Genomic DNA, 12,679 nt, shown 5'->3' with positions numbered 1-12,679 from the left:
GAGAGGGGCAGTGCCACAGACCAACCCCAAGTTACTCGAACGCGCCCGCTCGATGCGCAGCGAGATGACGCAGCCCGAGCGCGAACTCTGGACCGCCCTCCGCGCCAAGCGGCTCGAAGGGGTCAAGTTCACCCGCCAGGTCGTGATCGGCCCCTATATTGCCGACTTTGTCTGCCGCTCGCGCAAGCTCATCATCGAACTCGACGGGGCCACCCACGACGATTCAACGCACGACGACGGGCGCACGGCCTATCTGGAAACGCAAGGCTACCGCGTGATCCGCTTCTGGAACAACGATGTGATGAACAACCTCGATGGCGTCCTGGCCGCCTTGAGCGAAGCCCTCGACACCGCCCCTCTCCCAAACCCTCTCCCCGGAGGGGAGAGGGTTTGATGGACCACGCGACCTCCTCCCACCCCGCCGTCCAACGCCAGCTCGACCGTCTCTGGGCGCTCGGCCCCGGTGCCGATGTGCTCGGCCTCAGCCGCATCACCGCACTGCTCGACCGGATCGGCAACCCGCATCTCAACCTGCCCCCCGTGCTCCATGTCGCGGGGACCAATGGCAAGGGCTCGACCTGCGCCTTCCTGCGCGCCGCGGTCGAGGCCGCGGGCCTCGCCGCGCATGTCTATTCCAGCCCGCATCTGGTCCGCTTCAACGAGCGTATTCGCCTTGGCGGTAAGCTGATCGACGACGCGACCCTCGCCGCCCTGCTCGAACAGGTGCTCGACGCCGGCGGCGACATCGGCGCGAGCTTTTTCGAGGTCACCACCGCCGCCGCCTTCCTCGCCTTCGCCCGCACCCCGGCGGACGCCTGCATCATCGAGGTTGGCCTGGGCGGCCGTCTCGACGCCACCAACGTCATCTCCGCCCCCGCCGCCTGCGCCATCGCCCAGCTCGGCATCGACCATCAGGCGTTCCTCGGCGACACCGCCGAAGCGATTGCGGGCGAAAAGGCGGGCATCGCCAAGCCCGGCGTCCCGCTCGTCACCATGGCCTATGGCGACAGCGTCTCCGCGCGCATCGCGCAGGTCGCCGCCGCCGCGAACGCTCCGGTCCACGCGCGCGGCACCGCATGGGACTTCACCGTCACCCCCGATCGCCTGCTCTACCGCGACGCACAGGGCGAGGTAGAAGCCCCGCTCCCCCACCCTCGCCGGCCCGCATCAGCCCGCCAATCTCGCGCTCGCCATCGCCACGCTGCGTCACCAGCGCACGCTGACGATTCCCCACAGCGCCTTCGCCAGCGCCGCCAGCGCCGCGCGCTGGCCCGCGCGGATGCAGCGTCTGACCCCCGGCCCACTCCACGCGCTTCTGCCCGCCGGAGCCGAAATCTGGCTCGACGGCGGCCATAACGAGGCCGCCGCCCAGTCGGTCAGCGCCACGCTGGCGCAGGTCGCAAACGGCCGCCCCGCGCACCTGATCCTCGGCATGTTGTCGAACAAGGACGCGACCGGTCTGCTCGCCCCCTTCGCCCCGCTCGCGGCCAGCTTCACCGCAGTCCCGGTCCCCGGCCACGCGCATCACGACCCGGCGGACCTCGCCGCCACCGCCCGCGCGCTCGGCATCCCCAGCACCGCGACCGCACCCGACGTTCCGACGGCACTCGCCAGCATTCAGGCGGCGGCCCCGCTCGTCCTTATCCTCGGCTCGCTCTACCTGGCGGGCGAAGTGCTCCGGGAAAACGACGAACTCCCCGACTGACCCTTATTGCGATTGACTATCAATAGAAGGATGGCAGACTGGCACTCCAGAGCAAGGAGTCGCCCCGTTGCGCCATTCATCCCCCGCCCCCTCACCGCCGCCACTCTCGGCAACGCCCTCCCCCGCGTCCAGCCCGAAGACCCCGCCGCGCGCCTGTTGCTGTTCGGCGTGCGTCAGCTCGGCGCACAGGGCCTCAATGACGCGGCCACCGCCCATGCCTTCATCACCGCCTTCGGCAAGGGATTCCGCGGCCCGCTGCTGCTGCTGCGCGCGCTGATGGCAGAGATGTCGGCCGCCAGCGCCGGCCCGATCCAGATCGCGCCCTGGTGCTGTGCGCGCATGACCGCGTCCGAAGGCGCGCTGATCGAAGTGATCGCCAGCATCGAGCGCGATAGCGAACGCGCCCGCCTCCTCCTCTCCGACCTGCTCGGCATCCGCCGCGTGGACGGCGTGCTGGCGACCGCCAACGCCCTCGCCAACGCCTTCGCCGACGCCGGGATGCCGGTAGAGGTTTAGGTCACGCCCGACCGCGCCTTGCGCACACTTTCGACGACAAATCCCTTGCGCCACAACAGCCACAGCAATGCCATGCCGGGCAACGCGACGAGCGTGGTGAGGAGCCAGAAGCCCGTCCAGCCCAGCGCATCGGCCGCGATGCCCGCCGGACTCGAGAGCCAAGTCCGGCCGACGCCCGCAAGCGACGAGAGCAGGGCATATTGGGTCGCGGTATAGGCCAGGTTGGACAGACCGGAGAGGTACGTCACGAACACCGTCAGCCCCATTCCGCTGGTCACCTGTTCGGTCGCGACGGCGATGGTCAGCCAGGTCACGTCATGCCCACGGCTGGCGAGCATCGCAAATGTCAGATTGCTCACCATCATGAGCACGCCCGACACGAACAGCGAGCGACCGAGCCCCAACCATGCCATCAGTGGCGCGGCGAGCGCGGTGCCGACGATCAACCCCCAAAAGCCGACGACCTTGTTGATCGCCACAAACTCGGTATCGGTAAAGCCGAGCTCGACGATCATCGGGTTCAGCATCACCTGCCCCATCGCGTCGCCCAGCTTGTAGATCAGCACGAACAACAGGATCAGCACCGCGCCCTTGCGTCCGAAAAACTCGCGAAACGGGCCGACCAGCGTCTCCTGGAGCCACCCGCCGATGCTCTGGCGCGCCTTGTCCCGCATCACCGCCTCGTGCAGCCCCGGCCCGGCCCAGAACGCGGCGATGATCCCCGGCACGATGCACAGTCCGGTCAGACCATAAGCGGCCGCCCAGCCAAGGTTGAATCCCTCCGACGATGCAAGCGCGATCGTTCCCACGCCCGCCGCGAACGCGCCCAGCCTGTATCCGAACTGGTTGTTCGCGGTGCCGTGCGACAATTGCTCGTCGGGCAGGATTTCGATGCGATAGGCGTCGATCACGATATCCTGCGTCGCCCCGAGGAACGCCACGACGATCGCCCAGAAGGCGAACGGCCCCATATTGCCGTCGCGCGGATCGCTCGCGCCCAGCATCCAGACCGCACCGAACAACAGCGCCATGATCAGGAACAGCCAGGCCCGCCGCTGCCCGAAAAGATCCGAGAGCAGGGGCAAGCGGATCCGATCGATCAGCGGCGCCCACAAGAATTTGAGCGTATAGGGGGTCGTCAGCCCGACTGCGAAGCCGATCGTCTTCTTGTCGATCCCGACCTTCGCCAGCCAGAACGTCATCGTGCCGAGCAGCAGCGCAAGCGGAAATCCGCTCGAAATCCCCAGCAGCAGCGCGGCGAGCGGGCGCGGCTTCACATAGGGCAGCATGACCTCGCCAATGCTGCGCTTGCGCGCCTCCACCCCTGCTTCCAATCCCCCCGCGTCGCTCATCCAAATCCTCCCTAGGTCGGGCGACCCTAGCGACAAATTCGACGCTGCAAAGCCCGGCGAAGGATTATTGCGCGGCGGGCTGGAACAGGCGCAGGGCGGATGGAATGCGCTTGGGGCTTTTCCCTTCGGTCAGCGCCTCGCAAATGTCGATCGCGGCGATCAGGTCACGCTGCTTGTACGGCTTCGTCAGGCAGCCAAGACCGACCGCCTCGATCTCGTCGGGATTGCGGCCCGTGACGATCAGAACGGGGATATTCTCGGCGCAGGCGGCATGGGCGACATCCGCGCCGCTCCCATCGCTCAGGCCCAGATCGACCAGCACGATATCCGGCTTGTCCGGCGCAATGATGTACCCAATCGCCTCGCCTACCGAATCGGTCGTGGCAACGACGGTAAAGCCTTCTTCCGACAGGAAATGTTCGGTGTCGAACGCCACCAGCGGCTCGTCCTCGACGATCAGCACCCGAACGATCCGCCGCTTCTTCTTCCCGAACACGCTGCACCCACCCGAATGTTACGGTTGCCAAACGCATTGAACGCTTTCGGGTTCGTCCGCGCACAAGAATTTTGCGCCCCGGCCCAACCCGCTGTATCGCGCGCCAATGTCCCCCTCATCCACCAATGAACCTGAACGGCAACCAGCCAAATCCGGTGAGCGTATCGCCAAGCTGCTCGCCCGTGCCGGAATCGCGTCACGCCGCGAAATCGAACGCATGATCGCTGATGGCCGCATCGCGCTCGACGGTCAGGTCCTGACCACCCCCGCAACCGTGCTGACCTCGCTCCATGGCGTCACCGTCGATGGCAACCCGGTTGCCGCCCCCGCCCCCGCACGCCTGTTCCGCTTCCACAAGCCCGCCGGGCTGCTCACCACCGAACGCGACCCCGCCGGTCGCCCGACCATCTACAGCAAGCTGCCCAAGGGGCTCCCCCGGCTGATGCCGGTCGGCCGCCTCGATCTCGCGACCGAGGGGCTGTTGCTGATGACCACCGATGGCGAGCTCAAGCGCCAGCTCGAACTCCCCGCAACCGGGGTCGAGCGCAGCTATCGCGCTCGCGCCTATGGCCAGGTCAGCCAGGAGCAGCTGGAAGAGCTGATGTTGGGTGTCGAGATCGACGGCGTCCGCTATGGCTCGATCAACGCCAATCTCGAACGCCGCACCGGCGCGAATGTGTGGATCGAACTGACCCTGACCGAGGGCAAGAACCGCGAAGTCCGCCGCGTCCTCGAACATCTCGGGCTCAAGGTCAGCCGCCTGATCCGCACCCGCTACGGCCCCTTCCACCTCGGCGACATGCCCATCGGAGGAGTGGACGAGATTCGCCAGCATGATCTGGTGGTGTTCCGCAACACGCTGACCGGACCCGGCGGCGGCAAGGCGGCGTCGAACCTGCAATTGTCGGGCAAGCCCAAGGCGGTGGACGCCGACCCAGAGGAAACGCCCGCTGCACCCACTGCCGCGCTCCCGACCAACCGCGCCGAACGCCGCAAGATCGTCGCGCAGGCCCCCGCCAACGCTCGGGAGCCCGAGGCTTATAAACCCGCGCGTCCGCAGCGCTCCGCAGCGGAAAAGAAAGGTCCCGAGAAGTTCGGCGTGGCCCAGCGCCGCCGTCATCAGGCCAGGACCCAACGTCAATCCAACCCCGCCCCGTTCGGCGACGGCCAAGGGGAAGGGCAGCGCCGACAGCGGCCCGATGCAGCTGCAGGTGCTACACGGCCCCCGCGCCCGGACTCCTCCGGTCGAACCGCTCCCCCGAAAGGGAAGCCGTTCAGCAAAACGCCCGCCGCGCGTCACGCCCAGCATGACGACGACGCCGGCCCGTTGCTCGACCGGCCCAAGCGCGCCTACCGCCCCAATGACCGCCGCCCCGGTGCGGCTCCCGGCAACCGCCCGCCCGCCGGCAAGGGCGGACCGCCCAAGCCCCCGCGCGGTACGCCCGCGCCCGGCAAGCGAGGCCCGCGCAAATGAGAATCATCGCCGGCACCTGGCGCGGCCGCCCGCTGGTCGCGCCCAAGGGCGACGCCACCCGCCCCACCGCCGACCGCACGCGTGAGGCGCTGTTCTCGATGCTCACCAGCCGCGTCGGCAGTTTCGAGGGGCTGGCCGTCGCCGACCTGTTCGCCGGTTCGGGTGCACTTGGCCTCGAGGCCCTGTCACGCGGTGCCGCGTCGTGCCTGTTCGTCGAACAGGACCGCGCCGCGCTCGACGCGCTGCGCACCAATGCCGAAAAGCTCGGCATCCGTCCCGACATCCGCGCCAGCTCGGTAATGGGGCTCGGCCCCGCACCCAAGCCGCTCGACCTGATCATGATGGACCCGCCCTATGGCACCGGCGCGGGATCTGTCGCGCTCGACAAGCTCGCCCGCCTCGGCTGGACCGGTCCCGCCACCTGGATCAGCATCGAAACCGCCAAGGCCGAAAGTGTCGACGTCGCCGGTTTCATCACCGATACGGAGCGGGTTCACGGCAAGGCCAAGCTGACGATCTTGCGGCCCGCCTAGGCTTTCGAGCGCATCGCCACCAGTGCCACAAGGCTCACCGCCGCAGCCCCGCTCAGATACCAGCCCACCGGGGCGAGCCCGTAGCTCATCGCCAGCTTCTGCGCGATCACCGGGGTCAGCCCGCCGCCGATCACTCCCGCCACGTTGAACGCCATTGACACGCCGGTATAGCGCACCCGCGCGGGAAACAGGTCGGTCAGCCATGCGCTGAGCGGCCCATAGACAAACCCCATCAGGAACAGGATCCCCGACAGGAACACCAGCACCCCGGCAATTCCGCCCGCCATCAGCGGCGCCATCACGAACCCCGCGCCGACCACCGCGACGCACCCGCCCGCAAGCACGCGGCGCGGGTCGAGCTTCGCGTCGGCCAGCCACGCGGCGAGATAGATGCCCAGCGCCATGAACAGGATCGCGACCAGCTGGCACCCCAGGAACGTCTGCATTGAATAGCCCAGCGTCTTGGTCCCCCAGCCGAGCAGGAACGCCGTCGCAACGTAATAGGCCGCAAAGCACGCGATCGCCCCCACCGTGCCCGCCAGCAACGTCGCGCCATGCTTTTCGATCAACTCGCCCAGCGGCACCCGCGGCGGCGGCGCTTCGGCGAGGCACGCCTTGAACTCGGGCGTCTCGCCCAGCTTGAGGCGCACCCACAGCCCGACCAGCACCAGTGCCGCCGACAGCGCAAACGGAATGCGCCAGCCCCATTCGGCGAACTGCGCCGGAGTCATCCAGCTCAACAGCAGCAGAAACAGCCCATTCGCGGCGATGAACCCAGCCGGCGCGCCCATCTGCGGCGCACAGCCATAGCGTGCGCGCCAGCCCGGCGGCGCATTCTCCACCGCCAGCAACGCCGCCCCGCCCCATTCGCCACCCAGGCCGAACCCCTGCCCGAAGCGCAGCACGCACAAGGCCAGCGGCGCGACGACCCCTGCGGTCGCATAGGTCGGCAGGAACGCCACCAATGTCGTGGAAAGCCCCATCGTCAGCAGTGACGCGACCAGGGTCGCCTTGCGCCCGATCCGGTCGCCATAATGGCCAAACACCGCTGCACCCAATGGCCGCGCGAAAAACGCCACGCCCAATGTCGCGAAGCTCAGCATCTGCTGAACCCCGGCATCGCTCTTGGGAAAGAAGATCTGCCCGAACACCAGCGCCGCGGCGGTCGCGTAGATATAGAAATCGTAGAACTCGATCCCCGTCCCCACGAAACTCGCCCACAGCGCGCGCCGTCGCCGCGTCCGGTCAGCGTCCATCCGTCCCTCCCAAATTCAGCGCCCCCCGGCGCCGCTTATTTCTTCGCGTCCTCAAAGCATGTGGTGCGCGTCACCTGCACCACCTTGCCGTCCTTGTCCTTGATCTCGTTCCGCCCCTCGACGCACGGCTTTTGCTCAGGCTGCTGCTCCTGAAACCCGCCCGTGCGCCACCCGACATACAGCCCCACCAGCGCCAATGCCGCGATCAGCACCAGCCTGCGTCTGTCGAACCGCTTGCGATATTTCTCGAACATCGCGCATCCCTGCCTCACTCCGCGCCGCCCGGCAACTCCCCACGCAATCGCGCTTGCCCCGACTCGCTCCGTTCCCTACCTGTTCGCAATGTCCGTACCCCAGCCTTCCGCCGACGATCCCCCTATCTGCGTGGCCTCAACGCGCCGCAGCGTGAAGCGGTGCTCACCGTCGACGGCCCCGTCCTCGTCCTCGCCGGCGCCGGCACGGGCAAGACCGCCGCGCTCACCGCGCGCCTCGCCCACCTGCTCTGGACCCGCCGCGCCTATCCGTCGGAGATCCTGTCGGTCACCTTCACGAACAAGGCCGCGCGCGAGATGCGGGAGCGCGTCCGCCACCATGTCGGCGACGCGGTCGAGGGGATGCCCTGGCTCGGCACCTTTCACGCGATCGGCGCGAAGATGCTGCGCCGCCACGCCGAGCTGGTCGGGCTGCAGAGCAACTTCACCATCCTCGACACCGACGACCAGCTGCGCCTGCTCAAGCAGCTCATCGTCGCCAACGACCTCGACGAAAAGCGCTGGCCCGCGCGCCAGCTCGGCGGCCTGATCGACGGGTGGAAGAACAAGGGCCTGACCCCCGACATGCTCGACGCGGGCGAGTCCGAGCATTTCGCCAACGGCAAGGGCCAGTCGCTCTACCAGCAGTACCAGGACCGCCTGCGCGCGCTCAACGCCTGCGATTTCGGCGACCTGCTGCTCCACATGCTCACCATCCTGCGCACCCACCGCGACGTGCTGCAGCAATACCAACAGCGCTTCCGCTACATCATGGTGGACGAGTATCAGGACACCAACAGCGTCCAGTATCTCTGGCTCCGCCTGCTCGCGCAGGAGCGCAAGAATATCTGCTGCGTCGGCGACGACGACCAGTCGATCTACAGCTGGCGCGGCGCGCAGGTCGAAAACATCCTGAAGTTCGAAAAGGACTTCCCCGGCGCCAAGGTCATCCGCCTCGAACAGAATTACCGCTCCACCCCCCCATATCCTCGCCGCCGCCGGCGCGGTGATCGCCAACAATAGCGGCCGCCTCGGCAAGGAATTGTGGACCGAGATCGATGCGGGCGAAAAGGTCCGCGTCATCGGCGTGTGGGACGGCCCGGAAGAAGCGCGCCGCGTCGGTGAGGACATCGAAAGCGCCCGCATCCGCACCGGCAAGAGCCTCGACGATTTCGCTATCCTCGTCCGGGCCCAGCACCAGACGCGCGAGTTCGAAGACCGCTTCATTGCCATCGGCCTGCCCTATCGCATCGTCGGCGGCTTCCGCTTCTACGAACGCGCCGAAATCCGCGACGCGCTCGCCTATCTCCGCCTCGTCCACCAGCCCGCCGACGACCTCGCCTTCGAACGCATCGTCAACGTCCCCAAGCGCGGCCTGGGCGACAAGGCGATCGCGAAGATCCACATGCTCGCCCGCGCCGAGGGCATCCCGCTCCTGACCGCCGCCGCGCGCATCCTCGACACCGACGAGCTGACGCCGCAGGCCCGCCGCGCGCTCGGCAGCTTCGTCGGCGACGTCGCCCGCTGGAGCCAGATGCTCCGCGCGCCCGTGCCCACGGAGGGTGAGGCGCTGCCCGAAACCCGCATCGGCCAGCTGCCCCACACCGAACTCGCCCAGATCATCCTCGACGAAAGCGGCTACACCGCGATGTGGCAGGCGGACCGCACCGCCGAAGCCGCCGGCCGCCTCGAAAACCTCTCAGAACTCGTCCGCGCGATGGAGGAGTATGAAACGCTCGGCGCGTTCCTCGAACATGTCAGCCTCGTCATGGATAACGAGAATAACGCCGACGAGCCCAAGGTCACGATCATGACCATCCACGCGGCCAAGGGGCTGGAATTCGACACCGTCTTCCTCGCCGGGTGGGAGGAAGGCCTGTTCCCCAGCCAGCGCGCGCTCGACGAAGGCGGCCTCGCCAGCCTCGAGGAGGAACGCCGCCTCGCCTATGTCGCGATCACCCGCGCCCGCCGCCAGGCGACGATCCTCCACGCCGCCAACCGCCGCATCTACGGCCAATGGACCAGCTCCATCCCCAGCCGCTTCGTCGGCGAGCTACCCAAGGCGCATGTCGACGAGGAATCGACCCTATCCGGCGGCGCGAGCCTGTGGCGCGCCAACTGGAGCGAACACGCCGACCCCTTCGCTGACGTAGGCCGAGGCACCGGCCGCGGCCCCGGCTGGCAACGCGCCGCCGCCCCCAGCTCCAGCTTCACCACCGCCCCCAAACGCGTCGTCGAAAACCGCGGTAGCGCGGTGAGCCTCGGCAACAAGGGCCGCGACGACCTCTCGCTCGGCATGCGCGTTTTCCATCAGAAATTCGGCTATGGCGAAATCGTCGAGATCGAAGGCAACAAGCTGGAGATCGAGTTCGAGGCCGCCGGGCGGAAGCGGGTGATGGATAGTTTTGTGAGTTTAGGGTGAACTATGCCCGAAGAACAGTATCTTGTCCGACCAGATTTATCCGCCCTGCCTTACCCTGATCCCGATAAATTCTACCAATTTTGGCGACATCCGTAGATCTGATAAGCCCCTTCTCTCGAAGACTGCGCAATAAGGCTTCAACTCTTTTTTTAGGAAATGTGCCAGTCACATTGGATAGCCGTTCAAGCAGAAAGAAGCGCTGTGCAATATCCAGCGGCTTGCTCAGTTCATGTTGAGGAAAAAAATGCCTGATCGCAGCCGGAAGGCCAATAACACCTCGCTCATATCTCACAGAACAGAGATACAAATCTAGAATTGCGGACTTTGAGAACATCCTGTTGACCCAAGGCGCAATTATCCATTCAACTATTTTACGCGATATAGGCCGCTCTATCGACTTGAGAAAATTAGATCGTACAAGTTGATGATGAATTGTCGATGCACCACTCCGAGTCCCATAACGCACTCTGCGATATAGAGCAGCAGCAGCAGCTTTGATACTGTTTCCATTATGCTCAAAGTGCCTCTTATCCTCGATGAAAACTAGCATCGCATGGTATTTTGTTAAATCGATTCCCAACCGACCCGCTTCGAAAACGGACAATCTCATGCGATACAGCACATGGCCAATTCGCTCCTTCAGACGAGAGCCAACCAGCCACGCTACCTTTCTACCAAGATAAAGCCGAGTATTCTCGTACTTCGCGGAGCGACCATCGATACAATGTGAGCAACAGCACTAATGTGAAGCTAGCCAACGCCGCCGCGACCTTCGTTTCTGAAACAAGCACCTGCCCCCCTAGGGTCGGGACTCATAACCACCATGTGACGGCTGCGGCGAGGTAGATGGCGCTGAGGAAGTTGGTGGCGAGCTTGTCGTAGCGGGTGGCGATGCGGCGATAATCCTTGAGGCGGCAGAACATGCGCTCGACGGCGTTGCGGCCCTTGTAGAGCGTCTTGGAGAAGCAGCTTTTCCAGCGGCGGTTCGTCTTGGAGGGGATGTTCGGAACGGCACCCTGCCGCTCGATCAGGTCGCGGATCGCATTGCTGTCGTAAGCCTTGTCCGCGAGCACGATGGTGCGCGGCGCGAGATCATCGAGCAACACATCGGCTGCGCGGCAGTCGGCGACCTGGCCACCGGTCAGCAGGAAGCGGAGCGGCCGACCTTCGCCGTCGGTGAGCGCGTGGAGCTTGCTGTTGCGGCCGCCCCGGCTGATCCCGATCGCCTGGACGAGCGCCCCCTTTCCACCGCCCGCGGAGCGGTGCGCCTTCATATGCGTGCTGTCGATCAGGACCTCGGCGGGCGGCCCGCCTGCTGCCGCGAGCGTGACGAACAGCTCCTGCCACACACCCTTTGCCGCCCAGCGCACGAACCGGTTGTAGAGCGTCTTCCTCGGCCCGTAGCAGGCCGGCGCGTCGACCCAGCGCCCGCCCGACTTCACCACATGAATGATGCCGCTGATCACCCGCCGATCATCGACCCGCGCCACACCGCGCACCTTGTCCGGCAGCAGCGGACGCAGCCGCTCGAACTGGGCTTCACTCAACCAAAACTCGCTCAAATCCACGCTCCTGCTGGCGCAGCGCATGAATCACATCCCAGCCGCCAAGGGAATCCCGTTTATGGGTCCCGACCCTAGGGTCGGGACTCATAACCACCATGTGACGGCTGCGGCGAGGTAGATGGCGCTGAGGAAGTTGGTGGCGAGCTTGTCGTAGCGGGTGGCGATGCGGCGATAATCCTTGAGGCGGCAGAACATGCGCTCGACGGCGTTGCGGCCCTTGTAGAGCGTCTTGGAGAAGCAGCTTTTCCAGCGGCGGTTCGTCTTGGAGGGGATGTTCGGAACGGCACCCTGCCGCTCGATCAGGTCGCGGATCGCATTGCTGTCGTAAGCCTTGTCCGCGAGCACGATGGTGCGCGGCGCGAGATCATCGAGCAACACATCGGCTGCGCGGCAGTCGGCGACCTGGCCACCGGTCAGCAGGAAGCGGAGCGGCCGACCTTCGCCGTCGGTGAGCGCGTGGAGCTTGCTGTTGCGGCCGCCCCGGCTGATCCCGATCGCCTGGACGAGCGCCCCCCTTTTCCACCGCCCGCGGAGCGGTGCGCCTTCATATGCGTGCTGTCGATCAGGACCTCGGCGGGCGGCCCGCCTGCTGCCGCGAGCGTGACGAACAGCTCCTGCCACACACCCTTTGCCGCCCAGCGCACGAACCGGTTGTAGAGCGTCTTCCTCGGCCCGTAGCAGGCCGGCGCGTCGACCCAGCGCCCGCCCGACTTCACCACATGAATGATGCCGCTGATCACCCGCCGATCATCGACCCGCGCCACACCGCGCACCTTGTCCGGCAGCAGCGGACGCAGCCGCTCGAACTGGGCTTCACTCAACCAAAACTCGCTCAAATCCACGCTCCTGCTGGCGCAGCGCATGAATCACATCCCAGCCGCCAAGGGAATCCCGTTTATGGGTCCCGACCCTAGAAACCAAGTTGGACTACCAGGAAACGCTACGCGAAATGCGGTGAATACCACCCCCTGCCCTGCCGCTGCCAACAACGCCACCGATAGGGTTGGAATTGCTTGTAGGGACGTCCAGCCAGGGAACATATGGATGGCAAAGGGCTCGTTCGCTCCCTCAAGTCGATCGGCTGGGAGCACTGTTTCAATGCTCCCATA

Annotated in this window: 13 protein-coding genes and 1 pseudogene; 7 read left to right on the top strand and 7 right to left on the bottom strand. The window is 66.0% G+C overall.

Going from position 1 to position 12,679, the window contains the following annotated elements; all coding sequences use genetic code 11:
• Positions 1–10 precede the first annotated feature (10 nt).
• The 4 genes from LRS12_RS16280 to LRS12_RS16265 are packed head-to-tail and all read left to right on the top strand — an operon-like array spanning position 11 to position 2,221.
• On the top strand, positions 11–394 hold the full coding sequence (locus LRS12_RS16280; protein ID WP_257845587.1) for an endonuclease domain-containing protein: 384 nt from the start codon (positions 11–13) through the stop codon (positions 392–394).
• Positions 394–1,356, top strand: a complete 963-nt coding sequence (locus tag LRS12_RS16275) for a folylpolyglutamate synthase/dihydrofolate synthase family protein (RefSeq protein ID WP_257845586.1) — start codon at positions 394–396, stop codon at positions 1,354–1,356. Before LRS12_RS16280 ends, LRS12_RS16275 begins: the two co-directional genes overlap by 1 nt.
• Positions 1,280–1,705: a glutamate ligase domain-containing protein gene (locus tag LRS12_RS16270; protein WP_257845585.1), complete on the top strand. Its 426-nt coding sequence runs from the start codon at positions 1,280–1,282 to the stop codon at positions 1,703–1,705. Before LRS12_RS16275 ends, LRS12_RS16270 begins: the two co-directional genes overlap by 77 nt.
• A 30-nt stretch (positions 1,706–1,735) precedes the next feature.
• Positions 1,736–2,221 (top strand): DUF6628 family protein, encoded by a 486-nt coding sequence (locus LRS12_RS16265; protein ID WP_257845584.1) that lies wholly within the window; start codon positions 1,736–1,738, stop codon positions 2,219–2,221.
• Here LRS12_RS16265 and LRS12_RS16260 read toward each other — a convergent pair.
• Positions 2,218–3,573 carry an MFS transporter gene (locus tag LRS12_RS16260; protein WP_257845583.1) on the bottom strand — a complete coding sequence of 452 codons (1,356 nt, stop codon included), beginning with the start codon at positions 3,571–3,573 and terminating at the stop codon, positions 2,218–2,220. The genes LRS12_RS16265 and LRS12_RS16260 overlap by 4 nt on opposite strands.
• 64 nt (positions 3,574–3,637) lie before the next feature.
• Entirely contained in the window at positions 3,638–4,069 is a 432-nt protein-coding gene (locus tag LRS12_RS16255) for a response regulator (RefSeq protein WP_257845582.1), read from the bottom strand.
• A 106-nt stretch (positions 4,070–4,175) separates the two neighbouring features.
• On the opposite strand from LRS12_RS16255, the gene LRS12_RS16250 reads away from it, so the two are divergent.
• Together LRS12_RS16250 and rsmD are read left to right on the top strand one after the other, a co-directional pair.
• Positions 4,176–5,543, top strand: coding sequence for a pseudouridine synthase (locus LRS12_RS16250; protein WP_257845581.1), 1,368 nt, complete (start codon positions 4,176–4,178; stop codon positions 5,541–5,543).
• On the top strand, positions 5,540–6,076 hold the full coding sequence (rsmD, locus tag LRS12_RS16245; protein ID WP_257845580.1) for a 16S rRNA (guanine(966)-N(2))-methyltransferase RsmD: 537 nt from the start codon (positions 5,540–5,542) through the stop codon (positions 6,074–6,076). Before LRS12_RS16250 ends, rsmD begins: the two co-directional genes overlap by 4 nt.
• Here rsmD and LRS12_RS16240 read toward each other — a convergent pair.
• Together LRS12_RS16240 and LRS12_RS16235 are read right to left on the bottom strand one after the other, a co-directional pair.
• The gene (locus LRS12_RS16240; protein WP_257845579.1) at positions 6,073–7,332 is read right to left on the bottom strand and encodes an MFS transporter; all 1,260 of its coding nucleotides are present in this window, start codon (positions 7,330–7,332) and stop codon (positions 6,073–6,075) included. The genes rsmD and LRS12_RS16240 overlap by 4 nt on opposite strands.
• A 35-nt stretch (positions 7,333–7,367) precedes the next feature.
• Entirely contained in the window at positions 7,368–7,586 is a 219-nt protein-coding gene (locus tag LRS12_RS16235) for a hypothetical protein (protein ID WP_257846205.1), read from the bottom strand.
• 88 nt (positions 7,587–7,674) lie between these two features.
• On the opposite strand from LRS12_RS16235, the pseudogene LRS12_RS16230 reads away from it, so the two are divergent.
• Positions 7,675–10,005: pseudogene (locus LRS12_RS16230) on the top strand (ATP-dependent helicase).
• 1 nt (position 10,006) lies between these two features.
• Here LRS12_RS16230 and LRS12_RS16225 read toward each other — a convergent pair.
• The 3 genes from LRS12_RS16225 to LRS12_RS16215 all read right to left on the bottom strand — a co-directional run bounded on the left by LRS12_RS16225 (position 10,007) and on the right by LRS12_RS16215 (position 12,433).
• A complete protein-coding gene (locus LRS12_RS16225; protein ID WP_257845578.1) occupies positions 10,007–10,627 on the bottom strand; it encodes a transglycosylase domain-containing protein in 621 nt (206 codons plus the stop codon).
• A gap of 190 nt (positions 10,628–10,817) precedes the next feature.
• Positions 10,818–11,567 (bottom strand): IS5 family transposase, encoded by a 750-nt coding sequence (locus LRS12_RS16220; protein ID WP_257845577.1) that lies wholly within the window; start codon positions 11,565–11,567, stop codon positions 10,818–10,820.
• Positions 11,568–11,654: 87 nt separating this feature from the next.
• Positions 11,655–12,433, bottom strand: a protein-coding gene (locus LRS12_RS16215; RefSeq protein ID WP_374580061.1) for an IS5 family transposase whose coding sequence is annotated in 2 segments (ribosomal slippage) — positions 11,655–12,076 and positions 12,076–12,433 — 780 coding nt in all. Because the reading frame shifts where the segments join, the coding sequence is not laid out codon by codon here.
• Positions 12,434–12,679 lie beyond the last annotated feature (246 nt).

Origin of the sequence: Sphingomonas sp. J344, from assembly GCF_024700005.1 — a bacterium.
Taxonomy (GTDB): Bacteria; Pseudomonadota; Alphaproteobacteria; order Sphingomonadales; family Sphingomonadaceae; genus Sphingomonas.
The sequence above is the reverse complement of the archived record's forward strand: the minus strand, read 5'-3'. Positions and strand labels throughout refer to the sequence as shown.